The 23,753-nt window shown below is 71.1% G+C and carries 21 protein-coding genes; 13 read left to right on the forward strand and 8 right to left on the reverse strand.

Annotation, left to right across the window (positions count from 1 at the left end; translation table 11 throughout):
* Positions 1-42 precede the first annotated feature (42 nt).
* From IE226_RS20070 to IE226_RS20080, 3 genes are all read right to left on the reverse strand, one after another.
* Positions 43-1,617: an APC family permease gene (locus IE226_RS20070; protein WP_190082667.1), complete on the reverse strand. Its 1,575-nt coding sequence runs from the start codon at positions 1,615-1,617 to the stop codon at positions 43-45.
* Between the two features lie 43 nt (positions 1,618-1,660).
* Positions 1,661-2,629 (reverse strand): hypothetical protein, encoded by a 969-nt coding sequence (locus IE226_RS20075; RefSeq protein WP_190082668.1) that lies wholly within the window; start codon positions 2,627-2,629, stop codon positions 1,661-1,663.
* Between the two features lie 211 nt (positions 2,630-2,840).
* On the reverse strand, positions 2,841-4,496 hold the full coding sequence (locus IE226_RS20080; protein ID WP_190082669.1) for an FAD-binding dehydrogenase: 1,656 nt from the start codon (positions 4,494-4,496) through the stop codon (positions 2,841-2,843).
* Between the two features lie 138 nt (positions 4,497-4,634).
* Between IE226_RS20080 and IE226_RS20085 the strand changes: the two genes are divergently transcribed.
* Genes IE226_RS20085 through IE226_RS20105 form a run of 5 tightly spaced genes read left to right on the forward strand, consistent with a single transcriptional unit; the run spans position 4,635 to position 7,333 of the window.
* Positions 4,635-5,261, forward strand: coding sequence for a TetR/AcrR family transcriptional regulator (locus IE226_RS20085; RefSeq protein ID WP_190082670.1), 627 nt, complete (start codon positions 4,635-4,637; stop codon positions 5,259-5,261).
* Positions 5,258-6,031 carry a glucose 1-dehydrogenase gene (locus IE226_RS20090; protein WP_190082671.1) on the forward strand — a complete coding sequence of 258 codons (774 nt, stop codon included), beginning with the start codon at positions 5,258-5,260 and terminating at the stop codon, positions 6,029-6,031. The genes IE226_RS20085 and IE226_RS20090 overlap by 4 nt, the downstream gene beginning before the upstream one ends.
* A 34-nt stretch (positions 6,032-6,065) precedes the next feature.
* On the forward strand, positions 6,066-6,602 hold the full coding sequence (locus IE226_RS20095; protein ID WP_190082672.1) for an NUDIX hydrolase: 537 nt from the start codon (positions 6,066-6,068) through the stop codon (positions 6,600-6,602).
* Between the two features lie 9 nt (positions 6,603-6,611).
* A complete protein-coding gene (locus IE226_RS20100; RefSeq protein WP_190082673.1) occupies positions 6,612-7,004 on the forward strand; it encodes a YidH family protein in 393 nt (130 codons plus the stop codon).
* Positions 6,992-7,333 (forward strand): DUF202 domain-containing protein, encoded by a 342-nt coding sequence (locus tag IE226_RS20105; protein WP_190082674.1) that lies wholly within the window; start codon positions 6,992-6,994, stop codon positions 7,331-7,333. The genes IE226_RS20100 and IE226_RS20105 overlap by 13 nt, the downstream gene beginning before the upstream one ends.
* A 22-nt stretch (positions 7,334-7,355) precedes the next feature.
* On the opposite strand, the gene IE226_RS20110 is transcribed toward IE226_RS20105, so the two are convergent.
* Entirely contained in the window at positions 7,356-8,312 is a 957-nt protein-coding gene (locus tag IE226_RS20110) for an NADP-dependent oxidoreductase (RefSeq protein WP_190082675.1), read from the reverse strand.
* Positions 8,313-8,505: 193 nt separating this feature from the next.
* Here IE226_RS20110 and IE226_RS20115 point away from each other — a divergent pair, with 193 nt between their 5' ends.
* The 3 genes from IE226_RS20115 (at position 8,506) to IE226_RS20125 (ending at position 11,269) form a co-directional block, all read left to right on the forward strand.
* Positions 8,506-8,802 (forward strand): hypothetical protein, encoded by a 297-nt coding sequence (locus IE226_RS20115; RefSeq protein ID WP_190082676.1) that lies wholly within the window; start codon positions 8,506-8,508, stop codon positions 8,800-8,802.
* 213 nt (positions 8,803-9,015) lie between these two features.
* Positions 9,016-10,047: a phosphotransferase family protein gene (locus tag IE226_RS20120; RefSeq protein WP_190082677.1), complete on the forward strand. Its 1,032-nt coding sequence runs from the start codon at positions 9,016-9,018 to the stop codon at positions 10,045-10,047.
* 7 nt (positions 10,048-10,054) lie between these two features.
* Positions 10,055-11,269, forward strand: a complete 1,215-nt coding sequence (locus IE226_RS20125; RefSeq protein WP_190082678.1) for an acyl-CoA dehydrogenase family protein — start codon at positions 10,055-10,057, stop codon at positions 11,267-11,269.
* A gap of 6 nt (positions 11,270-11,275) precedes the next feature.
* Here the strand turns inward: IE226_RS20125 and IE226_RS20130 are convergent, their stop codons facing one another.
* From IE226_RS20130 to IE226_RS20140, 3 genes are read right to left on the reverse strand one after another with little or no spacing between them, the layout of a single operon-like run.
* Entirely contained in the window at positions 11,276-11,881 is a 606-nt protein-coding gene (locus IE226_RS20130) for a TetR/AcrR family transcriptional regulator (protein ID WP_190082679.1), read from the reverse strand.
* A 13-nt stretch (positions 11,882-11,894) separates the two neighbouring features.
* Positions 11,895-13,601: a class I adenylate-forming enzyme family protein gene (locus IE226_RS20135; protein ID WP_190082680.1), complete on the reverse strand. Its 1,707-nt coding sequence runs from the start codon at positions 13,599-13,601 to the stop codon at positions 11,895-11,897.
* Positions 13,598-14,365 (reverse strand): SDR family oxidoreductase, encoded by a 768-nt coding sequence (locus tag IE226_RS20140; RefSeq protein WP_190082803.1) that lies wholly within the window; start codon positions 14,363-14,365, stop codon positions 13,598-13,600. Before IE226_RS20140 ends, IE226_RS20135 begins: the two co-directional genes overlap by 4 nt.
* A 168-nt stretch (positions 14,366-14,533) precedes the next feature.
* Here IE226_RS20140 and IE226_RS20145 point away from each other — a divergent pair, with 168 nt between their 5' ends.
* The 4 genes from IE226_RS20145 to IE226_RS20160 all read left to right on the forward strand — a co-directional run bounded on the left by IE226_RS20145 (position 14,534) and on the right by IE226_RS20160 (position 20,056).
* A complete protein-coding gene (locus IE226_RS20145; RefSeq protein ID WP_190082681.1) occupies positions 14,534-15,811 on the forward strand; it encodes an exo-beta-N-acetylmuramidase NamZ family protein in 1,278 nt (425 codons plus the stop codon).
* Positions 15,812-15,983: 172 nt separating this feature from the next.
* Complete coding sequence (locus tag IE226_RS20150; protein ID WP_229871280.1) at positions 15,984-17,306, forward strand: erythromycin esterase family protein; 1,323 nt, start codon at positions 15,984-15,986, stop codon at positions 17,304-17,306.
* 171 nt (positions 17,307-17,477) lie between these two features.
* Positions 17,478-18,731: an MFS transporter gene (locus IE226_RS20155; protein ID WP_190082805.1), complete on the forward strand. Its 1,254-nt coding sequence runs from the start codon at positions 17,478-17,480 to the stop codon at positions 18,729-18,731.
* 53 nt (positions 18,732-18,784) lie between these two features.
* The gene (locus IE226_RS20160) at positions 18,785-20,056 is read left to right on the forward strand and encodes a serine-threonine protein kinase (protein WP_190082682.1); all 1,272 of its coding nucleotides are present in this window, start codon (positions 18,785-18,787) and stop codon (positions 20,054-20,056) included.
* Between the two features lie 12 nt (positions 20,057-20,068).
* Here the strand turns inward: IE226_RS20160 and IE226_RS20165 are convergent, their stop codons facing one another.
* Complete coding sequence (locus tag IE226_RS20165; RefSeq protein WP_190082683.1) at positions 20,069-22,882, reverse strand: penicillin acylase family protein; 2,814 nt, start codon at positions 22,880-22,882, stop codon at positions 20,069-20,071.
* Between the two features lie 238 nt (positions 22,883-23,120).
* Here IE226_RS20165 and IE226_RS20170 point away from each other — a divergent pair, with 238 nt between their 5' ends.
* A complete protein-coding gene (locus IE226_RS20170; RefSeq protein WP_190082684.1) occupies positions 23,121-23,729 on the forward strand; it encodes a hypothetical protein in 609 nt (202 codons plus the stop codon).
* Positions 23,730-23,753 lie beyond the last annotated feature (24 nt).

The following is a 23,753-nucleotide window of genomic DNA, read 5'->3' on the forward strand; positions in this document are numbered from 1 at the left end:
CGGGTGTCCGTCAGCGTTTCGTCATACCTGGCCGGACGGTCCTCACACCTGGCCGGGCGGCTCCTCGGCCGCCTTCTCCAGCTGGAACGCCTCGTTGCCCAGGCCGATCCGCGCGTGCGCCTCCGGCTTGGTCGAGCGCAGGATCGCGCCGTAGACCACGCCGATCACCGCGGCGAGCAGGATGATGCCGGGCAGCACCCAGCTGAGCGCGGAGCCGGGGCCCGCGCCGACCAGGACGTCGAAGTCCTTGATGGTGTAGCCCGCGATGACGAGCAGGCCGACCGCGGCCAGCGCCGACGCGGTGATGCGCCAGACCTGCACGCGCGCCGCGCCCCGGCGTACGAAGAAGACGATGACGGCGACGGACGCCGTGGCCATCAGGAGGATGACGCCCAGGGCACCGACGTTGCCGCCCCAGGTGAACAGGTGCAGGACCGGGGCGGTCGGGTCGCCGAACTCGCCGTCGTCGGTCACCGCGAACGCGATCACGACGACGACGGAGACGATCGTCTGGAGCAGCGAACCCGTGCCGGGGGCGCCGGTGGAGGTGTTCGTCCGGCCGAAGGCGGCGGGCAGCAGGCCCTCGCGGCCCATGGCGAAGGCGTAGCGCGCGACCACGTTGTGGAAGGAGAGGATCGCCGCGAACATGCCCGTCACGAACAGGACGTGCAGTACGTCGGTGAAGGTACCGCCGAGCCGGGACTCGGTGAGCCCGAAGAGCAGCCCCGCGCTCTGTTCCTGTGCGGCGGGGACGATGCCGGAGGGGCCCGCCGCGACCGTCAGCGCCCAGGAGCTGATGGCGAAGAAGACCGCGACGAAGCCGACGGCGAAGAACATCACGCGGGCCACGACGACCTGCGGGCGGCTGGTCTCCTCCGCGTACACGGGAGCCTGCTCGAAGCCGGTGAAGGCGGCGATGCAGAAGCAGAGCGAGGTGGCGACGCCCGCGCCGGTGAGGGTCTCCGGGTTGAACGCGTGCAGGGACAGGCCCTCCTTGGCCGGGTCCGCGATGGCCGCGATGTCGAAGATGACGACGAGCGCCACCTCGATCAGCAGCAGCACGCCGAGCACGCGCGCGTTCAGGTCGATCTTCAGCCAGGCGAGTACGGCGACGACGGCGACGGTGACGAGTGCCGGTATCCACCAGGCGACTTCGACGTCGAAGTACGTGTTCAGGAGCCCGGAGACCTCGAAGCCGAGAAGGCCGTAGAGACCCGCCTGCAGCACGCTGTAGGCCACGAGCGCGACGAGCGAGGCACCCGCGCCCGCGGTCCCGCCGAGGCCCCTCGATATGTACGCGTAGAAGGCGCCCGCGTTGTGGACGTGGCGGCTCATCTCGGCGTAGCCGAAGCTGAACAGGCCGAGGACCACGCCGAGGATGAGGAAGAGCAGCGGCTGTCCGACGACACCCATCACGCCGTATGTGGTGGGCATGACACCGGCGACGACCATGAGCGGTCCGGTCGCCGCGAGCACGGACAGGAGGAGACCCGCCGTACCGAGGCGGCCCGCGCGCAGTGCCGTCTCCTGGCCCTTGTAGGTACTGATCCCGCTGCCGCCGGCGGCCTCGCTCGCGGGTCTTGTGTCGCTCGTGCTGCTCGAACTGCCCGTCGCCATGGCGCGGTTGTCCTTTCGGGTGGGCCGGTCGGTGTGCGGTGGGTCAGGCGGAGCCGAGCGCGGCGCCGCGCGCGGCGGTGAACGCCTTGTACGGGTCCCGGTCCGGGTACGACCAGGGGGCTGGGGTCGCGTGGCGTCCGATGCGGTGGAAGAGCGCGGCCGATTCCGCCGCCCTGCCCTCGCAGAACTTGGCGTGGGCGAGGAAGTTGAGGTCGACGCGGCAGCGCGGGTGGTCCGTGTTCCCGGGGCTGCCGGGCATCTCCCACTCCAGCCACCAGTCGAAGGCGGCCTTCATGACCTGGCGGGCCCGGCGTCCGGTCCAGTGCCCGGAGGCCACGGGGTCGGCGGGCTCGCTGCCCGCGGTGGCGAGGACGCGGTAGCGCTCGGCGTGGGCGACGACGGGCAGGACCGCCAACGGCGAATCCTGCGGCGCCTGTTCGGCGGCCCAGGCGGCGAAGTCGTACACCTCGTGCAGCGGGTCCTGCCCCGCCGCGGGGCGCCGCTCGGCGAGCCTGGCCACCATCAGGTGGTGGGCGTGGTGGTGCTCGGGGTGCCGGTGGCGCACCGCGTCGAAGAGCCGGACCACGTCCTCCTCGCGGCCCAGGGAGCGCTCCAGGGTCAGCAGCGCGAGCCACGGCGTGGGGTCGGCGGGAAGCAGTGCGGCCACTTCACGGCAGGCGTCCCTGGCCTTCTCCGAGCGTCCCTTGCCGCGCAGGGCGCGGTGCACGGCTGCGTAGGCGAGCAGCAGGACGGCGTCGGTGCTCTCCGGCTCGGCGAGCTGCCAGTCACGGACCCAGGCGGCGGCGGTCGGCTCCTGCGCGAGTACGTCGAAGCGGTGGCCCCTGCGGTCCCAGTCGTCGCCGGTCGCGGCGAGCAGCGCGCGGACCTCGGTCCAGCGGCCCTGGGTCAGTGCGGTGCGGGCGCCCGCGAGTTCGGCGTCGTCGAGCGCGGGGTCGAAGGCGTGGGCCGCCCGCTTGCGGGATCGGCCCAGGGGGGGTGGGGGTGGTGACACCGCGGGACTTCCTCCCCGGCGCGGCTCGCGTACGGATGATCACGCACAGCAAACCGGTCGGTAGCCCTCCAGTCAAGGTCAGCCCTCGGCCAAGCCCTTCACCAACTCGTTTCAAAATCTACGGAATTCACTCCCGACCTGCGGGGTTACCCGCCAGGACACGATTCGGACAAGCGGCGGCGATCACACCGTGCCGCGGCGAACACGCCCTTCAGCTCACCGACTTGGCGGCGGCGCGGCCCGCCGTGCGCCCCGAGAAGAGGCAGCCGCCGAGGAAGGTGCCTTCGAGCGAGCGGTAGCCGTGCACTCCCCCGCCGCCGAAACCGGCCGCCTCCCCCGCCGCGTACACACCGGGCAGTGGTTCGCCGCCCTGGGCCAGGACGCGCGAGGACAGGTCGGTCTCCAGGCCGCCGAGGGTCTTGCGGGTGAGGATGTTGAGCCGCACCGCGACGAGCGGGCCCGCCTTGGGGTCGAGGATGCGGTGCGGGGCGGCGGCCCTGATGAGCCGGTCGCCGAGGAACTTGCGGGCGCCGTGGATCGCGGTGACCTGGAGGTCCTTGGTGAAGGGGTTGGCGATCTCGCGGTCGCGGGCGGTGATCGTGCGCCGCAGCGCGGTCTCGTCGATGAGGGGCTCCTTGGTGAGCGCGTTCATGCCGCGCACCAGGGAGGAGAGGTCCTTCTCCACGACGAAGTCGGCGCCGTTGTCCATGAACGCCTTCACCGGGGCGGCCACGTCGGCGCGTGCCCGGTCGATGACGCCGCGCACGGACTTGCCGGTGAGGTCGGGGTTCTGCTCGGAGCCGCTGAGCGTGAACTCCTTGCCGATGATGCGCTGGTTGAGCACGAACCAGGTGTATTCGTAACCCGACTTCATGATGTGTTCGAGCGTGCCGAGGGTGTCGAAGCCGGGGAAGAGCGGCACGGGGAGGCGGTCGCCCCGCGCGTCGAGCCAGAGGGACGAGGGGCCGGGCAGGATGCGGATGCCGTGGTTGTCCCAGATGGGGTTCCAGTTCTGGATGCCCTCCGTGTAGTGCCACATGCGGTCGCGGTTGATGAGGCGCGCGCCCGCCTCCTCGGTGATGCCGAGCATCCGGCCGTCGACGTGCGCGGGCACGCCGGAGACCATCCGCTCGGGCGGAGTGCCGAGCCGCTCGGGCCAGTTGGCGCGTACGAGATCGTGGTTGCCGCCGATGCCGCCGGAGGTGACGATGACCGCCTGGGCCCTGAACTCGAAGGACCCGGTGACCTCGCGGCTGCTGGCCTTGCCGCGCTCGACGCCCGAGGGTTCGAGGATCTCGCCGGTGACGGTGTCGACGCTGCCCGCGCTGCGGGACAGGCCCGAGACGCGGTGGCGGAACTTGAGCTGGACGAGGCCGCGGGCGACGCCTTCGCGGACCCGGCGCTCGAAGGGGGCGACCAGGCCGGGACCGGTGCCCCAGGTGATGTGGAAGCGCGGCACGGAGTTGCCGTGCCCCTGCGCGTCGTAACCCCCGCGCTCGGCCCAGCCCACCACGGGGAAGAAGCGCACCCCCTGCCGGTGCAGCCAGGATCGCTTCTCGCCCGCCGCGAAGTCGACGTACGCCTCGGCCCACTTGCGCGGCCAGTGGTCCTCGGGGCGGTCGAAGGCGGCCGTACCCATCCAGTCCTGGAGGGCCAGGGCGTGCGAGTCCTTGATGCGGAGCCTGCGCTGCTCCGGGGAGTCGACGAAGAAGAGCCCGCCGAAGGACCAGTGAGCCTGGCCGCCGAGCGACTGCTCGGGCTCCTGGTCGACGAGGATGACCCGGCGGCCCGCGTCGACGAGCTCCGCGGTGGCCGCGAGGCCCGCGAGACCCGCGCCGATCACGATGACGTCTGCGTCGTGGGCCATCCGGGGGTTCCTCCTCAGCAGGGACTTACTGGTGAGTTCAGATCCTGAGTAACCGCGGGAGCGGCGTCAACCGTCTGGGCCCCGGAACCTCAAGATCACTGCCTCGCTTTTAATAATGGCCAGCATTACCATGCGCTCATGGCCAGGACCTCAGGACCCGCGACCCGCGACAAACTGATCCGCGCGGGCGAGGAAGTGTTCGCGGCCCAAGGCGTGCACGGCGCGCAGCTGCGGGACATCGTCCGGCTCGCGGGGCAGAGCAACCCCTCGGCCGTGCAGTACCACTTCGGCAGCCGCGCCGCCCTGGTGGACGCCGTCATGGCCGAGCGCCAGACGCGTACGGAGAAGGTGCTCACCGCCGAGCTGGAACGGGCGCCGGACGGACTGCGCGGGCTGCTCTCCGCCCTCGTGGCGGCGGAGGCCAGCGAGCTGCGCACCGAGCGGGGCCGCCGCTGTCTGCGCATCTCCGCCCAGCTCAGCCACGAGAGCGGCGTCCGCACCCGCACTCCGCACCCCACGATCGACGGCACCGTCTACTGGGAGCTGATCGGCCGCGCCGAGGACTGCCTCAGCTCGCTGCCGGAACCGGTCCGGCTCGAACGGCTCGACCTGGTTCTCACCCTCGTCGGCGCCGCCATGGCCGACCGCGCCGGGCAGTACCTGGCCGGCACCACCCCCCTGACCGGCGAGGAACTGTTCCTCGCCGACCTCGTAGAAACCACCACGGCCCTGCTGCGGGCCCCGGCCCCACGGAGAGAACCATGAGCGACGCGCACGACCTCACCGGCAAGACCGTCATCATCACCGGCGCCGCCCGCGGCCTGGGCGCCGAGGCCGCGCGGCAGGCGGTGGCCGCCGGCGCCAACGTCGTCCTCACCGACGTCCTGGACAAGGAGGGCGAGGCCACCGCCGCCGAGCTCGGCGAGCGCGCCCGTTTCGCCCGCCACGACGTGACGTCGGAGGCGGACTGGCGGCGCGTCGTGGAGCTCGCGGTCGGCGAGTTCGGCGGGGTGCACGGCCTGGTCAACAACGCCGGCATATCCACCGGCCAGTTCCTGGAGTCGGAGTCGGTCGAGCACTTCCGCAAGGTCGTCGACATCAACCTCACCGGCGTCTTCATCGGCATGAAGAGCGTCATCCCGGCCATGAAGGAGGCCGGCGGCGGCTCCATCGTCAACATCTCGTCGGCGGCCGGACTCATGGGCCTGGCGCTCACCGCCGGATACGGCGCCTCCAAGTGGGGCGTCCGCGGGCTGACCAAGACCGGCGCCGTGGAGCTCGGCACCGCCCGCATCCGCGTCAACTCCGTCCACCCGGGCATGACGTACACCCCGATGACCGCGCAGGTGGGCATCGAGAAGGGCGAGGGCAAGTACCCCAACACCCCGATGGGCCGGGTCGGCGAACCGCACGAGATCGCGGGCGCCATGATCTTCCTGCTCTCGGACGCCGCGTCGTACGTGACCGGCGCCGAGCTCGCCGTCGACGGCGGCTGGACCGCGGGGCCCACGGTGAAGTACGTCATGGGTCAGTGAGACCGGCGGTCCGGAGTTGGGGTTGGATTCCCGTATGACCACGAACAGCCGGCCCGTGCCCGACCCCAGCCAAGAGATCCTTTCCATCGTCGACGAGAACGACGAGGTCGTCGGCGAGGCCCCGCGCGGCGAGGCGTACGCGCGCGGACTCCGCCACCGCTGCGTGTTCGTCCAGGCGCGGGACGCGGAGGGCCGCGTCTTCGTGCACCGGCGCACCCCGACCAAGCTGGTCTTCCCCTCGATGTACGACATGTTCGTCGGCGGGGTCGTCGGCGCCGGCGAGTCCTACGACGACGCGGCCCTGCGCGAGGCCGAGGAGGAGCTCGGGGTCGACGGACTCCCGCGCCCCACGCCGCTGTTCAAGTTCCTCTACGACGACGGCGCGGGGCACACCTGGTGGTCGTACCTCTACGAAGTGCGCTGCGACCTGCCCGTGAACCCGCAGGTCGAGGAGGTCGCCTGGCACGCCTTCCTCAGCGAGGAGGAGCTGGCGGAGCGGCTCGGCGAGTGGGCGTGGGTGCCGGACGGGCTCGCGGCGTACGAGCGGCTGCGGGAATATCGCGCCAGCTAGGGTCGGCTGGTGAGCAATTTCGTACAAAGCCTTCGCCTGTGGTTCGCGCCCGAGCGGATCCGGGACGAGGGCGACACCCCCGACTACCGCTTCTCGCTCGCCAACGAACGCACCTTCCTCGCCTGGCTGCGGACGGCGCTCGCCCTCATCGGGGGCGGTTTCGCGGTGGACCAGTTCCTGCCGGACCTGCGCTGGGGGTGGCGCATCGGGCTCGCCCTCGCCCTGCTCGCCGCGGGCGTGCTCAGCTCCCTGCGCGCGGTCAATCACTGGGTGCGCTGCGAACGGGCGATGCGGCGCGGCGAGGATCTGCCCGTCTCGCGCTTTCCGACCGTCCTGAGCCTGGCCGTGGCGGTCGTGGCGCTCGCCATGGTCGTCGTCGTGCTCTTCGGGTGGGAGGGGTGACGGACCGGGGCGACGTGCGGGTGCCGGAGCGTGATCCGGGGCTGCAGCCGGAGCGCACGCGGCTCGCGTGGCGACGTACGACCCTGTCCTGCACCGTCGCCGCGGTCCTCGCCGCGCGGGCCGCGTTGCAGGAGGGCACCGGCGCGGTGGCCGTCGTCGCCTGCGCCCTCTGTCTGCTGCTGTGGCTCGGGTTCCTGGGTGTGGCGCACCGCAGGATGACCGACCTCGCGGCCACCAACCGGCCGTCGCGGCTCCCTGCGCGGGCCGCGGCGACGGCCGCGCTGTGCACGATGGCGCTCGCGGTGTGCGCGACGGCCATGGTGTTCTGAGCACACGATCCCCACAGCGCCCTCAGTGCCCGGCGGGCCCGTCCTCGGACGTCCAGTCCACCGTGACGACGATCTTGCCGCGCGTACGCCCCTCCGCGCTCAGGCGGTAGGCGTCCGCCGCCCGCTCCAGCGGGAACGTCTCGGAGACGTGGACCGTGACGACGTCCTGCTCCGCGAGCTGCGCGAGGCGCTGGAGGTCGTCGGCGTCCGGCCGCACGAAGCAGTAGTGGCCGCCGAGGCCTATCACCGCTCCGTCCGCGATCGACGCGAGACGGCCGCCGGGCGCCAGGAGCGCGGCGGACGCCCTGAGGGTGTCGCCGCCGACCGTGTCGAAGGCTGCGTCCACGCCTTCCGGGGCGAGGGCCCGTACCCGTTCGATGAGGCCGTCGCCGTAGGTGATGGGTTCCGCGCCGAGTTCGCGCAGGAAGTCGTGGTTGCGCTCGCTCGCGGTGCCGATGACGCGGGCGCCCGCGTGCCGGGCGAGCTGGACGGCCATCGAGCCGACCCCGCCGGCCGCCGCGTGCACGAGGACGACGTCGCCCTCCGTCACCGCGAGCGTCTTGGTGATCACCTGGAAGGCGGTGAGCCCGGCGAGCGGCAGACCGGACGCCTCCTCGAAGGTGAGGTTGCGCGGCTTGCGGGCGAGGGTGCGCACCGGGGCCGCGACGTACTCGGCGAAGGTGCCGCGCGAGAGGAAGTCCTCGCGTACGTAACCGATGACCTCGTCCCCCACCGCGTACTCCGGGACGGCGACGCCCGGCTGCACCACGACGCCCGCGACGTCCCAGCCGGGGATCACCGGGTAGACGGGGTCGAGGATGGCGTCGAGGTGACCGGCCATGCACTTCCAGTCGACGGGATTGACCGACGCGGCGCGGACTTTCACCAGGACGGAGTCGGGGCCGACCTTGGGATCGCGCACATCGCCGTACTCCAGGACTTCGGGTCCTCCGTAGTGGAGGTAGCTGATCGCCTTCATGGGGTCGGCTTCGGTGTCGGCTTCGGTATCGGCTTCATGGGGAGCGCCTTCGTGGGACGGCCCGCGTGGGGGTGGGGCGGTGGTCGGAAGCTGAAACATCAACAAGGCTTCCATATCCCCATCAAACGGGCATCGAGTACTAGCCTGAGAGGGTCACCCCCCTACCGCAGCTCCCACAGAAGGTGCACGCGCCATGACCACGCTCCACCACGAACACCCCGTACACGAGCACGTCCACGGCCCGGCCTGCGGACACGCCGAGGTGCCGCACGGCGACCACGTCGACTACGCGCACGACGGTCACATGCACCGCCTGCACTCCGGCCACTGGGACGAGTGCGAGCCCGCGGAGCACGCCGTCCACGAGGGCCACGACCACAAGCACGGCGAGGGCTGCGGGCACGCCTCGGTGCTGCACGGGGACCACGTCGACTACGTCCACGACGGCCACCGGCACGCGGCGCACGAGGGCCACTGGGACGATCACTGAGGCTCGTCGCCGACTTCCCCCGCGCGGGCGCCGACCGGCGGTCCGCGGCGGGGGATCGTCTTGTCCGGGGGTCGTTGCCCGGGGGGCCTGGCGCCACCGCGACCCCGATCACGTTCGCCCTGCGCTCTGGACTACATACCGACTGGTCGGCATCATGAACGTCAGCGCGACGCAGCGCGGCATCCGACGACGACCGTCCGACCAGGAGCGAAGATGAGCTCAGACCATCCACCAGGCCTCGATCTCGACCAGTTGCGCGGCCATCTGGACCGCGAGCGGCCGGGCCTCGTGGGCGGGCCGCTCACCGCCCGGCTCATCGAGGGCGGCAGGTCGAACCTCACGTACGCCGTGACGGACGGCGCGACGCGCTGGGTCGTACGGCGGCCACCGCTGGGGCACGTGCTCGCGACCGCGCACGACATGAAGCGCGAACACCGGGTGATCAGCGCGCTGCACGGCACCGACGTGCCGGTACCGGCGCCGCTGCTGCTCTGCGAGGACGACGCCGTGATCGGTGCGTCCTTCTACGTCATGGAGTTCGTGGACGGCACTCCGTACCGCACCGCCGAGGAGCTTGCCCCGCTGGGCGCCGAGCGCACCCGGGCCGCGGTCACCGGCCTCGTCGACACCCTCGTCGACCTGCACTCCGTGGACCCCGGAGCGGTCGGCCTCGGTGACTTCGGGCGCCCCGACGGCTTCCTCGACCGGCAGCTGCGCCGCTGGGGCAAGCAGTTGGACGCCTCGCGCAACCGCGACCTCGCGGGGATCGACGAGCTGCACGCCGCTCTGGGCCGGCGGCTGCCGGCGTCGCCCGCGGCCACCGTCGTGCACGGCGACTACCGCCTCGACAACGTACTGATCGGCGACGACGACCGGATCAAGGCGATCCTCGACTGGGAGATGTCCACCCTCGGCGATCCGCTCACCGACCTGGGTCTGCTCGTCATGTACAGCACCAGGCTGGAGCTGCCCGACTCCCCCATCAGCACCACGGCGGGCGCACCCGGGCACCCGGACGCCGCCGAGCTGGTCGAGCGGTACGCCGCGCGCTCGGGGCGCGACGTCTCCGCGGTCTCCTGGTACACGGCGTTCGCGTGGTTCAAGCTCGCCGTGATCCTGGAGGGCATCCACTACCGGTACACGCTCGGCCAGACGGTCGGCGCGGGCTTCGACCGCATCGGGGAGCTGGTCCCCGTCTTCATCGAGCACGGCCTCACCACCCTCCAGGGACGACAGGAAGGCTGAGACAGCCATGGACTTCGCATTCGACGCCCGCACCGAGGAGCTGCGCGACAGGCTCCTGACCTTCATGGACGAGCACGTCTACCCGGCGGAGAAGGTCGCCGAGGAGCAGCGCGCTCTCCTCGACTCGCCCTGGGACACCCCGGCCATCGTCGGCGAGCTGAAGAACGAGGCCCGCAAGCAGGGCCTGTGGAACCTCTTCCTTCCCGACGCCGAGCACGGCGCCGGGCTCACCAACCTCCAGTACGCCCCCCTCGCCGAGATCACCGGGCGCTCCCCGCATCTGGCGCCCACCGCGCTGAACTGCGCGGCCCCGGACACCGGCAACATGGAGGTGCTCGCCCAGTTCGGCAACGCCGAGCAGCAGAAGCAGTGGCTGGAGCCGCTGCTCGCCGGCGAGATCCGCTCGGCGTTCGCGATGACCGAGCCGGAGGTGGCCTCGTCCGACGCCACGAACATCACCACGCTGATCGAGCGCGAAGGTGACGAGTACGTCATCACGGGGCGCAAGTGGTACATCTCCGGGGCCATGAACCCGGACTGCCAGATCTTCATCCTGATGGGCAAGACGGACCCCGAGGGCGCCGACCCGCGCCGTCAGCAGTCCATGGTGCTCGTGCCGCGCGACACCCCGGGTGTCGAGGTGCGGCGCGCGATGCAGGTGTACGGCTACGAGGACCACTCCCACGGCGGGCACGCGGAGGTCGTCTTCGACCACGCCAGGGTCCCCGTGAGCAACCTGATCGGCGAGGAGGGCGGCGGCTTCGCCATCGCCCAGGCGCGGCTCGGCCCCGGCCGCATCCACCACTGCATGCGCCTGATCGGCATGGCCGAGCGTGCCATCGAGCTGATGTGCCGGCGTGCGGTGGCGCGTACGGCCTTCGGCAAGCCGCTGGCCCAGCAGGGTGTCGTACAGGAGTGGATCGCCGACGCCCGGGTCGCGGTGGAGCAGCTTCGGCTCCTCGTCCTGAAGACCGCGTGGCTGATGGACACCGTGGGCAACAAGGGCGCGCACACGGAGATCCAGTCCATCAAGATCGCCACCCCGCGCACGGTCGTCGACATCCTCGACCAGGCCGTCCAGCTGCACGGCGCGGGCGGTGTCAGTCAGGACTTCCCGCTCGCCGAGCTGTGGGCGTCTGCGAGGACTCTGCGTCTGGCGGATGGCCCGGATGAGGTGCACCAGCGGTCGCTGGCCCGCCGGGAGCTGAAGAAGTACCTGTAGGGGCCGCTACGGCCGCAGCGCCCTCAGCAGCAGGTCCGCCAAGTGGTCGGCGACCTGCTGCTGGGTGAGCGGGCCGTTCGGGCGGTACCACGTGGACAGGTGGTGGACGGAGCCGAAGTGGTAGTCCACCACCAGGTCCGCGGGGGTCGCCTTGGAGAAGACGCCGGCGTCCTGGCCCTCCTCGATCAGGGCGCGGAACCGCTCGTGGTAGCGGCGGCGCTCGGAGCGCACCTGCTTGTTCTTCTCGGGGCTCAGGTGGTGCATGGAGCGGAAGAAGATCGAGGCGTCGTCGAGGTTGTCGATGGTCGTGACCACCACGTCGGCCGCCGCGTCCCGCACCCGCTGCTCGATGGGGGCGTCGGCGTTCGCGAAGGCGTCGAGCCGCTCCTGCTGGACGCGCAGGACACGCGCGTACACCTCGTGCAGCAGATCGTCCTTGGAGCCGAAGTAGTGGTACAGCGCGCCTTTGGTGACGCCTGCCGACTCCACGATCTCCTGCACCGACGTGCGGTCGTAGCCGCGGTCGGCGAAGAGCCGCGTGGCGGCGGCGAGCAGCCGCTGCGGGACGGGCGTGCCGTCACCGTCCGTCGTCCTGGCTGCCACTGCCGCCACCTGCCTTTCGGGGTTACTGGCTCTCGTCGTGCCGAGAGCCCGCGTCGTTGCGGGAACGCAGTTCCCGCCGGAGGATCTTCCCACTTGTGGTCTTCGGCAGCTCCGGCAGGATCTCGACCGCGCGGGGGTACTTGTACGCCGCGAGCCGTTCCTTGCAGTACGCCGCCAGGTCGTCCGGCGCGACGTCGGCCTGCGGGCGCAAGCTGACGAAGGCCTTGACCGTCTCGCCGCGGTAGCTGTCCGGGACACCGATCACGGCCGCCTCGCGGACGGCCGCGTGGCTGTAGAGGACGTCCTCCACCTCACGGGGCCAGACCTTGAAACCCGACGCGTTGATCATGTCCTTCTTGCGGTCCACCACATAGAGCCACCCCTCGGCGTCCATGAAGCCGATGTCGCCGGTGCGCAGCTCGCCGCCGGGGAACGCCTCGTCCGTGGCGTCCGGGCGGTTCCAGTAGCCGGGCACGACCTGCGGCCCGCGCACGGTGATCTCGCCCTGCTCGCCGAAGGGGACGTCCGCGCCCAGGTCGTCGACGATCCTGACGACCGTCTCCGGGCCGGGCACACCGACGGCCAGCGTGCCGGACACCGGGTCGACCGGCGCCTCCTGGCCCGGCGGCACGGAGGCGCAGGGCGCGGTGCACTCGGTGAGTCCGTAGCCGTTGTGGATGTAGGGGCCGAAGCCCGCGCGGAACTTCTCGACCAGGGCGGGCGGCAGCGGCGCGCCGCCCGAGGAGATCATCAGGAAGGAGTCGAAGTGCTCCCGCGTCACGGCGGGGTGGGCGGCGAGCGCCATGAAAGCCGTGGAGGGGCCGACCGTGTACGCCGGCTTGTGCTCGGCGAAGGCGTCGAGGACGACCCCGGCCTCGAAGCGGTACGCGAGCGCGAGCGTGCCCGCGTTGGTCAGACAGGCGGCGACCTGCGCGACCATGCCGGTGATGTGGAAGAGCGGCGCCATCGCGAAGTAGCAGGCGCCTTCCGGGATGCCGGAGCCCGTGCGCTGCCGCTCGGCGTTGTAGGTGATGTTGCCGTGGGTGTTCATGGCGCCCTTGGGGGTGCCGCTCGTGCCCGAGGTGTAGCTGATCAGGGCGACGTCGGACGGACCGAGCACCCGGTCTCCGGGCGCCGCGAGCCCCTGCCGGGCGACCGTGACCAGGTCGTCGGCGTCGGCGGCCTGCGGGAGGCGCTCGAAATCGAGGACGCGGGTGTCGTTGCGGGATTGCAGGTCGAGCTGGCAGGCGGTGAGCACGACGCGGACCGGAGAGGCCGCGGCCGTCTCGCGCAGATACGTCTCCCAGGCGCGGTCCGAGCAGATCAGCGCGGTCACGTCGGCGTCCGCGAGGACGTGCCCGACCTCCGCCGACTTGTACATGGGGTTGACCGGCACGACCGTGGCGCCCGCCTTCCACGCGCCGAGCAGCGCGATCACGAAGTGCGGGGTGTTCTGCAGGAGGATCGCGACACGGTCGCCCCGCGCCAGCCCGCGCGCGGCGAGGTACCCGGCGACGGAGTCGGAGAGTGCGTCCACCTCGCGGTAGCTCAGGCGACCGTCGAAATAGGCGAGGGCCGTGTGTTCGGGGGCCCTGAGCACCGAGGCACGGAAGGCGTGCACGACGGAGGCCGCGGGCTCGATCGGGGCGCGCTGGGCCTCGGAGAGCCGGTCGAGCCAGGGCTTGGCGGCGTAGATGGAGGCACCGGCGGCCGTGGAGGAATCGCTCACCGCTCCGCCGCCTCCCACTTCTGCTGGAGGTGGTTCATGCCGGTCAGCCACTTGTCCGGCTCGGCGGCGCGAATGCGGTAGTACTCGGCGACCTCGGGGTGCGGCAGGATCAGGAAGCGGTTCTCCGCCATCCCGGCGAAGAGCGCGTCGGCGACGGCGTCCGGCTCGATCGCGGTCGGCGTGAGCACGAGGTCGCCCGCGGTGCCGGTGGCGGCGAGCATGTCGGTGCGCACGCCCTGCGGGCAGATCGCGTGGACGTCGATCCCGCGGTGGCGGTAGGTGAGCGAGAGCCACTCGGCGAAGGCGTACGCGCCGTGCTTGGTGACGCTGTAGGGCGCGGCGCCGATCATGGTGAGCAGGCCCGCCGCCGACACGGTGGAGACGAAGCGGCCGCTGCCGCGCTCCAGCCACTCGGGGATCAGCGCGTGCGCCGCCCGGACGTGGGCCATGACGTTGACGTCCCAGGCGGTGGCCCAGACCTCCTCGGGGGCGGCCTCGGAGCCGCCGGAGCCGAGGCCCGCGTTGGCGCAGTACACGTCGATGGTCCCGCTCAGGGCCTCTCTGGCCGCCGGCACGATCGTGGACGCGTCTCCGGCCAGGGCGACGGCGCCGATCTCGTCGGCGACCGCCTTGGCCTTGACGGCGTCCAGGTCGTTGACCACGACGCGCGCCCCGGCGGCGGCGAACCGGCGGGCCAGCGCGGCCCCGATCCCGCCTCCGGCACCGGTGACGACAACTCCCTTGTCCTGCAGGCTCTCCACGATCAGTCTCCTTCGACTGCGGCTCCGCTGTGGTCGCAGATGTGGTCGCAGACTAACCAGTCGGTATGTTCGGATGGAAGAGGGTCGGGCCGCCGGGTTCGTTCCCCGGCGCGGGGTCCGCGCGCTAGCGTGCGTGGCCATGACAGCCACCGCGCTCACGGAGGTCTCTGCATGAACCTGTCCCGAGGCAGCCTGTCCAGACGGGGCCTCCTTGCCGCCACCACGGCCACGGCCCTCACATCGGCGGTCCCCGCGTCCGCCGCGGGAGGCGGGGGCGGCCCCGGCGGTTCAGCCGGCGGGCGGCGGCTGCGCACCGGCTTCGAGCGCCTGGCCGCCGACGGCTACGCGCTCCTGGACGGGGAGCGGGTGGGCGTCGTCACCAACCCGACGGGCATCACCAGGGACGTGCGCCACATCGTCGACGTCATGCACGCCGACGAGCGCGTGGACCTGGTCGCGGTGTTCGGCCCCGAGCACGGCTTCCGGGGGACGGCGCAGGCGGGCGGCTCCGAAGGGCGTTACGACGACCCCGCGACCGGCCTTCCCGTCTACGACACGTACCAGAAGAGCGGCAAGGCGCTCGCCGACATCTTCACGGCCGCCGGGGTCGACACGATCGTCTTCGACATCCAGGACGTGGGCGCGCGCTTCTACACGTACATCTGGACGCTCTTCGACTGCATGGAGTCGGCGGAGCTGGCGGGCAAGCGTTTCGTGGTCCTGGACCGGCCGAATCCGGTGACGGGGCGCGGCGCGTACGGGCCCGTCCTGCACAAGGAGTTCGCCACGTTCGTCGGGCGGCAGCCGATAGCGCAGGCGCACGGGATGACGGTGACGGAGCTGGCGCTGCTCTTCAACGGGGAGTTCCTGGAGCGCCCCGTGGAGCTGGAGACCGTACGGATGACGGGCTGGAAGCGCTCGGACTTCTACGACGCCTCCGAGCTGCCGTGGGTGCCGCCGAGCCCCAACATGCCCACGCCGGAGACCGCCCTGGTCTACAGCGGCACCTGCCTCTTCGAGGGCACGAACCTCTCCGAGGGGCGCGGCACGACCCGTCCCTTCGAGTTGCTCGGCGCGGAGGGCATCGACCGCAAGTGGGCCGTCGCCGCCAATGACGCCGGTCTGCCCGGCGTGCGCTTCAGGGAGGCGTACTTCGCGCCGACGTTCTCCAAGTTCCAGGGCAAGACGATCGGCGGCGTCCAGCTGCACGTGCACGACCGCGAGGCGTACGACCCGGTGCGCACCGGCATCGCGCTCCTGGTGACGGCCAAGAAGGCGTGGAGCGGCTTCGCCTGGCGCTCCGACAACTGGATCGACAAGCTGACGGGCACGACGCGGGTGCGCACCATGATCGACGCGGGCGCGGGCACGGACGAGGTGGTGGCCGCCTGGCAGGACGACCTCGCACGCTTCCGCGCCGTGCGCAGGCGGTATCTGCACTACCGGTAGAGCGTGCGCGGGCGGTACCCGCACTACCGGTAGAGCGTGCGCGGCCGGTGCCCGCACGACCGGCAGGGGGCAGTCCCCACCGGCGAGAGGGGTGCCTGCCGGATGGCAGGTGCCCGCCGCGGTCCGGAATCGTGATCTCCAGCTCCCCGCACCCGAGTTGAGGAGGTCCCTGATGACATCGGCGGCACGGCGCACCATCCCCCTGGCATTGGCGGGCACGCTCGGCCTCGGGGTGCTTGTGGCACCCCAGACGGCCCGGGCCGCCCCCGCGGACCCGGTCCGGGCGATCGAACGCGCCGCCCATCCCCTGCGCTCGACCGACCCCGGCGGCTCCGCGAAGGACCTGCGACCGCTCGGCCGGATGGTGGGTGACGCCAAGGTGGTGGGCCTGGGCGAGGCCACCCACGGTTCGCACGAGTTCTTCACGATGAAGGACCGGGTGTTCCGCTATCTCGTGGAGGAGAAGGGGTTCACCACCTTCGCGCAGGAGGTCAGCTGGACCACGGGGCTGCGGTTCGACGCGTACGTGCGCGGGGGCGAGGGAGACGTGCGCGCGCTCGTGCACAAGGAGCTGGCCAAGACGCCCTGGGACACCGAGGAGTACGTCGGGCTTCTGACGTGGATGCGCGCGTACAACGACAAGCACCCGGACCGTCGGCTGCGCTTCATGGGCGACGACCTCAACTACCCGGAGATCGGGCATGAGTTGTTCGACGGGATCGAGGACTACGTTCGCGCGCACGAGCCCGCCCTGCTGCTCCGGATCGACGAGCTCTACGCGCCGATCCGCCGCCTCGCCGACGGCGACACGTACATGGCCAGGCCCCTGGAGGAGCGGCGGAAACTGGCCGGGAAGGCGCGGGAGGCGCTGGGGCTCCTGAAGGACCTGCGACCCCGGTCGGCCGACCGGGAGTACACCATGGCGCTGCACCACGCCCGGTCCGTCTCACAGACCGCCACGATCTACGCCTTTCCCCTGGACACCCCCGAGGGCCAGAAGGACGCCATGCTCTTCCGCGACCGCCTCATGGCGCAGAACACCGCCTGGTGGCAGCGGCACACCGGCGACAAGGTGCTCCTTTCGGCCCACAACGCCCATGTTTCGTACGAGAGTTATGACCCGCGCTATCCGAAGATGCAGGGCGCCTTTCTGCGGGACCGGCTCGGCGGGCGGTACGTCAGCGTCGGGTTCACCTTCGAGCGCGGGTCGTTCATGGCGCAGAGCGCGGAGTCCGAGGTGTGGAAGCCGCGTTCGGTGGGCGCGGCGACGCGCGGCATGAACGAGTACACGCTCGACAAGGTGCGTCACGACGACTATTTCCTGGACATGCGGACCGCTCCCGCCGCCGCCCGCACGTGGCTCGCCAAGGGCCGGCCGACCCGGAGCATCGGCACGGCGTATCCGGACGGGCCCTACAAGATCCGGCTCGCTCCCTCGCACGACGTCCTCGTCCATCTGCACGACGTCACGGCGGCCCGCCGCCAGTCCCGGTGAAGCAGCCGCGGCGACCGAGTCTCAATACCCGGGACAGACCGTCCCGGGTATTGACTGCCCTCTACATCTAACGCGACAGTGCCGGTCGTGCGGAGCGAATCGACAGCAGCAGAGAAGCAGCAGGTCCGGGGAGAAGGCGGCGAGGCCGGCGACGGCGGCAGCCCCGAGAGCATGCGCCGGGTGGCCGTGGCGTCCTTCATCGGGACTGCCATCGAGTTCTACGACTTCTACATCTACGGCACGGCGGCGGCCCTCGTCCTCAACGAGGCGTTCTTCCCGACCCTGGACCCCGTCAACGCCACCCTTGCCTCCTTCTCCACCTACGCGGTGGCGTTCGCGGCGCGGCCCATCGGCTCCGTGGTCTTCGGGCACTTCGGCGACCGGGTCGGGCGCAAGTCGGTGCTCGTGGCCTCGCTGCTGCTCATGGGGCTTTCGACGGCGCTGGTGGGGCTCCTGCCCGGCTACGGCACGCTGGGCGTCTGGGCGCCGGTCCTGCTGATCCTGCTGCGCTTCCTCCAGGGCATCGGCCTCGGCGGCGAGTGGGGCGGGGCCGCGCTGCTCGCGGTGGAGCACGCGCCCAAGAAGAAGCGCGGGCTGTATGCCGCCTTCCCGCAACTCGGCCCGTCCGTCGGGTTCTTCGCGGCGACCGGCGTCTTCTGGCTGCTCTCCTCCGTCCTGTCCGACGACGCGTTCCGCTCCTGGGGCTGGCGCGTGCCGTTCCTGCTCTCCTTCCTGCTCGTCGGCGTCGGGCTCTTCGTACGGCTGCGCATCAGCGAGACGCCGGTCTTCGCGAAGGTCATGGAGGCGCAGGAGGCCAGCAAGGTCCCCACGCTCGACGTCCTGCGGCGCCACCCGCGCGAACTGCTGCTCGGCGCGGGCGGGATGATCGTGGCGTACGGCCTCTTCTACACGGCGACGACGTACTGCCTCGCCTACTCCACCGGCACCCTGGGCGTCTCCCGCAACACCATGCTGGGCCTCTCCCTGATCGCCTGTCTCTTCCTGGCGGCCGGCACCTGGCTCGCCGCGACCCGTTCCGACGGTGCGGGCCGCCGCAAACTGGTCCTCGCGGGCGCCGGCCTCGCGGTGGTGTGGGGCCTGGTGCTCTTCCCGCTCCTGGACACCGAGCAGCCGGTGCTCATGGCGCTCGCGCTCGGCGGCGCGCTGTTCTGCATGGGTGTGGTGTACGGGCCGATGGGCGCCTACCTGCCGGAGCTGTTCGGCACGAACGTGCGCTACTCGGGCGCCTCGCTCGCCTACAACCTGGGCGGCGTGCTCGGCGGCGCGGTCTCGCCGCTGGTGGCGACCCGGCTGCAGTCCGCGTTCGGCTCCTCTTCGGTGGGCTGGTACGTGAGCGCCATGGCGGTCGTGTCCCTGGTGTGTGTTCTCGCGCTGCCGGAAACGCGCGAGCGGGAACTGGCGTAGCTTCCCCTGCGGGACATCTGGTCAGTACACCGGCGCCGCAGGACGATGACCGCGTGGAGCCCTACTGGGAACTGACCTTCGACGCCGACGGGGACGTCAACACCACGCAGCGTGACCGCCTCCTCGCCGAGGCGGGCCGCGAGCGCATCACCGATCTCCTCGTCCTGGCGCACGGCTGGAACAACGACCAAGACATGGCCACCGACCTCTACCGGCGCTTCTTCGCGCCGTGCCGGGAACTCGCGGGCCCGCGCGTGCGCCTGGGTTATGTGGGCGTGCTCTGGCCCGCCATCCGCTTCCCCGACGAACGCATCCCCGACTTCGAACCCTCGGTGACGGCCACCGGTCCCGGACCCGTGCCGGGCGCGGGCCCCCTGCTCGACGAACCGACCATGCGCCTGCTTGCAGGAACGTTTCCCGACGGCGGAGCCGAACTGCGACGGATCGGCGCGCTCCTCGCCGACCGCTCCGAGGTGCCCACGCGCCTCTACGAGTACGGACGCCTCGTACGCAACCTGGTGGCCGTGCACCAGAACAGCGCGGCCCAGCGCTTCGCCAACGACATCTGGACGGGCGAGCCCGCCATGCTCACCGACGACGCCGTCGAGGTGTGCCAGGTGTTCGCCGCCGCGATGGAGGAGACCGGGCAGCAGGAGCTCTTCGGCAGCCTGCGCAAACGCCTGTGGAACGGGGCGCACGAACTCCTGCGCCAGGCCAGCTACTACGCCATGAAGCGCCGGGCGGGATCGGTCGGCCAGCTGGGCCTCGGTCCGGCGATCGGGCTGCTCGCCCGCGAGGCGCCGGACGTGCGGGTGCATCTCATCGGGCACAGCTTCGGTGCGCGGCTCGTGTCGTACGCGCTGCGCGGGATGCCCGCTCCGGTGCGCACCGTGAAGTCCACGACGCTGCTCCAGGGGGCCTTCTCGCACTACGCGTTCTCCAAGCGCCTGCCGCACGCCCCCTCCCGCAGCGGCGCCCTCAACGGAATGCAGCGGCGGATCGACGGCCCGCTGGTGTCCTGCCATTCCCGCCACGACGACGCCCTGGGCAAGATCTACCCCCTGGCGTCGAAGCTCGCCGGGGACTCCTCGACCTTCCTCGGTCTGTGGGAACGCTGGGGCGCCATCGGGTACGACGGCATCCGGGCGGTGGACGGCGCCAAGCGCGTCAAGCTGGGCCGGGCCATCCCCGCCAAGGGGTGCGTGAGCGTCGACGTGTCGGCCGTGGTGCGGCGCGGCGGTCCGCCCTCCGGCGCGCACAGCGACATCTGCCACGAGGAACTGGCGCGTGTCGTGTTCGCCGCAGGGCGGATCGCCCGTCGCTGAACGCCCCTGCCGCTAGCGGTGCCGGGGGAACTCGACGACCTGCTGGTACGTGGGCCGGTTCTGCCACTGGACCGGCCCGTGCGTGATGCCGCCGAGCGCCCGGTGGATGACCGAGTCCGCGCACCACTGGTCGCCCGCCGAGCAGCTCTCGTCGCCGGGGTAGACCTCGTTCGCGGGCTTGGCGGCGGCCTGCGTGAGGGTGGTCAGGAGCGCGTCACGGCACGCGTCCAGCTTCCCCGCGCCGCAGTACTTCTCGCCGAGCCCGCCCTTCACGGGCTCGCCGAGCACGGACCGCAGGTCCTTGTCCGCGAAGCCCCACCAGCCGTACTGGAAGGCCGATCCGGCGTGCGCGCCGGTCGGGCCGTGCCCGGCCGACGGCGCCTCGTCGGTGCCGAGCTGCGCCGTCAGCGAGTCGTAGAGATCCTTGCCCATGCCCGGCTTGAACTCGGCCTCGATCAGGAGGGGCCACCAGGCGTCCATGATGCGTACGGCGTCGGGGTGGGCGTACTTCTTGGAGCCCGCCGCCGTCTGGTTGCGCTGTGCCCCGTCCCGCTGCCAGGCCTCAAGCCGCTGTACGGCCTCGGCCTGGCGCGGATCGGTGACTGGCTTGCTGCGCACCACCTTCAGGAGCTCGGGAAGCACCTGCTCGCCGCGCAGGTCGGTGACCGCCGCCTCGGACATGGCCTGCGTCAGCTCGGCCCGCGTGACGCCGCCCCGTTCGGTGAGCTTCTTGACCCGTCCGTCGAGCAGGTCACCGCGGTGCACGGCGCTCAGCCCGAAGCCCGCCGCACTGAAGTCCTTGGCCTGTTTGTTGTTCCAGGAAATGTAGTAGTCCTGGTTGACGGACTGCGGGTGCTCGGCGGCCGGCGTCTGCGCCGAGGTGTTGTTCTCCGGGTCGAAGTCCCGCCATTCGTACGCCTGTTGTGCCTTGACGGGCAGGGCCGGGTCGATGTCCTTCGCGCGCACGGGGTTGGCGCCGCTGTTGTAGTACGCGGTGTCGCGCGAGTCGGCGTAGAACCAGTTGAAGGCGTAGCTGATGTTCTCGGCGGCCTTCTTGAAGGTGGCCGCGTCCTTGACGTACGAGGGGTCGTTCAGCATCTGGAAGCCGATGATCGAGTCGGCCTCGTGGCGGTAGGTGGAGCGCAGCGAGACGTACGCGACGGGTTTGCCCTCGACGCTCGCGCGGTGCGTCACGACGCCGTACTTCGTGCGGAACACCTGCATGCGGTAGGAGCCCGCGGCCGTGGAGTCGGCGAGGGTCGGCTTCCAGGCGTTCTTGCGCTCCATCTTCTCCATGGGGGTGCAGGTGCCGTGGTGGAGGTAGTGGGCGGACTGCTTGGTGGGGGCGCCGCCGCCCGGTTCGCACAGCTCGACGGCGTACGTGTCGGTGATGTCCTGCCCTGCGGAGGTCGCCGACCAGGCGTAGTCCTGGCCGCGCCCCAGCTGGACGTACATGCCGACGCCCGCGAAGGAGACGCCGCGCGCGCTGATGCCGGGGCCCTGGAGTTCCTGCTGCATGAGGAGCTGCGGGGCGAAGTAGCCGGTCTGCGGGCCGAAGACGGCGACCGGATTGCCGCTCGCGGTGTGCTTCCCGGAGACGACGAGAGCGTTCGACATGCCCTTCCTCTGGCCGTCCCGCTTGAAGAAATCCGAGGGCAGGACGCCCTTGTCGTACATCCCCTGGAGCGGCTTGAGCTTCCGGGGTGCCTTCACCGGGTCCTTGGCGGCCGTCTTGGCCCCGCCCTCGCGGTCGTACACGAGCTGTTCGCGCTCGACCGAGCCGGGGTCGGGCATCGCGGTACCGCGCGCGTTCTCCGGCTTGCCCGCGTACGGGAAGCTCGTGCCGTCGTGGATCGTCTGGACCGCCTCGGGGTCATTGCGGGCGCGGAAGGACTCCCAGACCTTCGTGCCCTTCTCGACGCCGTACTTCTCCTGGGCCTTGAGCAGCGAGAGCGCGGCGTCGACCTCTCCGCCGCCGCCGTTGCCGAAGAGCCCGCCGACGACGGACGCGAGCGCGATCATGTCGGTGACCTTGAAGGGCTCGATCTCGCCGATGTTGGTGATCGCGTCGATCTTTCCGGTGAGGACGTACTCACCGGGGAAGTAGCGGCCGTTCTTCGACTTCACGCGGTAGGCGTTGAGCCCGTCGACATAGGCCTGCGCGTCCTCCATCGCCTGCTTGCCGCGCTCGCCCTGCGTCGTCCTGATGTACTCGACCTGCTTCTCCAGGTCCTTCTCGGTGTACGGGGCCTGCGGCCAGAACTGCTGCTCCAGGCCCTGGTTGGCGAGGGCCCCGCCCGCGAAGGAGGTCAGCTGGCCGCGGCCGATGTGCCGGAACAGGTCGATGAGCCAGAGCCGGTCCTGGCCGGCCGCGAAGCCCGCGCCGAACTCGGTGCCGTAGCGCGTGGAGCCCTTGATGTGCGGGATGCCGTACTTCTTGTCCCGGGTGATCGTCACGTCGTCGCGCGGTTTGGTGACGGAGGCGACCTGGCCGTCGCGTACGCCGAAGGACGCGTCGTTGAAGAACTCCGTCAGCTTGTCGTCGGTGAGGGACGGATAGCCTGCGGAGAGCGCGTCATACGGGCCCAACTGGTCGTCCGCGTGCGCCGGTTGAGTACCGAAGACGCGGTGGGCGAGTATCTCGGCGAGCGTGGCGTTGCCGTTCGCGCCGGGTGGCAGGATGTCCGCGCACTGCCCCTCGCAGTAGTCGGCGGCCGGTGGCGGTTCGTCGGCGGCGCTCCCCGGCTGCGGCGTGAGGAGGGAGGCGGCGAGCGCGAGTGCCGCTGTGGCGGTGAGGGTTCTGAGCCGGACGATGCGTCGTCGCATGTGTGCTCCTCTGGGCTCCGCTTGTGCTCCTGTGGGGTGGAGTTGAGGCGGAGGTTACTGGCGGGTTGCCGAACCGGGAAGATGAGCATGCGTCGCTTTTTCAGAACCGCCACATAGCTACAGCTCACCGCCGTCTTATGTCGTCCATCGAAAATCGAATGGATACCGAGGGAGCCGAATCGCAAGTCGATACGTCTACTCGGCAACGTCCGAGAACGTGCGACGGAGGTGCAGGGCGATGGCCGGATTCCGGAGTCTCGCGAGACAGGTGCGTGATCCGCTGAGCGATTTGGCACTGCGACGGTACTCACTGCGCAAGTGCCTGGAGAGATTCGCCCCTTACGGCCACCGGGCGACCTGGGACCATCTGTGCTCCCGGGCGGGCTTCGGGCCCGAGGACCGGTCGCCCGACCCGGCGCGGCTCGTGGCCGCGCTCGATGAACTGGAAGCGGCGCGAGCGGTCTGGCTCGCCTACGAGCAGGGCTTCGCGGAGCGCCGCCGCAAGGAGAAGCACGACGGGCTGCGCCGGCCCGGCAGCGTGGACGACTGGCACCGCTGCACCTGGGGAGGGTTCGGGGTCGCCTGGTGCGACGACCCCGGTGTCCACCCCTCCGAACCGCTCGCCGAGGTCCTGAGGCGGCTGATCGCGGCGCTGGAGCGGGAGCCGGGCACGGTCTGCCCGGTGTGCACCCGCTCCGGTCTCGTCTGGACGCACGGCCTGGCGCACGAGCCCTCTTCGGGCGCCGTCTGCACGGGCTGCGGAATCGTGGTGCCGGACCCGGTGCTCACGCCCGCGGCGATGGCACGGGCGCGCTCGCTGCGGGAACGGCCCCTGGTGTCCGCGTGACGCCGGGAGACGCGCTCCCGGCGG

It is taken from the genome of Streptomyces longisporoflavus, assembly GCF_014649775.1.
Classification (GTDB): domain Bacteria; phylum Actinomycetota; class Actinomycetes; order Streptomycetales; family Streptomycetaceae; genus Streptomyces; species Streptomyces longisporoflavus.

Excerpts from the sequence above, each read along its gene's own strand:
- IE226_RS20070 (WP_190082667.1), bottom strand. The coding sequence starts at position 1,617 with ATGGCGACGGGCAGTTCGAGCAGCACGAGCGACACAAGACCCGCGAGC.
- IE226_RS20080 (WP_190082669.1), bottom strand. The coding sequence starts at position 4,496 with ATGGCCCACGACGCAGACGTCATCGTGATCGGCGCGGGTCTCGCGGGC.
- IE226_RS20085 (WP_190082670.1), top strand. The coding sequence starts at position 4,635 with ATGGCCAGGACCTCAGGACCCGCGACCCGCGACAAACTGATCCGCGCG.
- IE226_RS20090 (WP_190082671.1), top strand. The coding sequence starts at position 5,258 with ATGAGCGACGCGCACGACCTCACCGGCAAGACCGTCATCATCACCGGC.
- IE226_RS20095 (WP_190082672.1), top strand. The coding sequence starts at position 6,066 with ATGACCACGAACAGCCGGCCCGTGCCCGACCCCAGCCAAGAGATCCTT.
- IE226_RS20110 (WP_190082675.1), bottom strand. The coding sequence starts at position 8,312 with ATGAAGGCGATCAGCTACCTCCACTACGGAGGACCCGAAGTCCTGGAG.
- IE226_RS20115 (WP_190082676.1), top strand. The coding sequence starts at position 8,506 with ATGACCACGCTCCACCACGAACACCCCGTACACGAGCACGTCCACGGC.
- IE226_RS20120 (WP_190082677.1), top strand. The coding sequence starts at position 9,016 with ATGAGCTCAGACCATCCACCAGGCCTCGATCTCGACCAGTTGCGCGGC.
- IE226_RS20125 (WP_190082678.1), top strand. The coding sequence starts at position 10,055 with ATGGACTTCGCATTCGACGCCCGCACCGAGGAGCTGCGCGACAGGCTC.
- IE226_RS20145 (WP_190082681.1), top strand. The coding sequence starts at position 14,534 with ATGAACCTGTCCCGAGGCAGCCTGTCCAGACGGGGCCTCCTTGCCGCC.
- IE226_RS20150 (WP_229871280.1), top strand. The coding sequence starts at position 15,984 with ATGACATCGGCGGCACGGCGCACCATCCCCCTGGCATTGGCGGGCACG.
- IE226_RS20155 (WP_190082805.1), top strand. The coding sequence starts at position 17,478 with ATGCGCCGGGTGGCCGTGGCGTCCTTCATCGGGACTGCCATCGAGTTC.
- IE226_RS20165 (WP_190082683.1), bottom strand. The coding sequence starts at position 22,882 with ATGCGACGACGCATCGTCCGGCTCAGAACCCTCACCGCCACAGCGGCA.
- IE226_RS20170 (WP_190082684.1), top strand. The coding sequence starts at position 23,121 with ATGGCCGGATTCCGGAGTCTCGCGAGACAGGTGCGTGATCCGCTGAGC.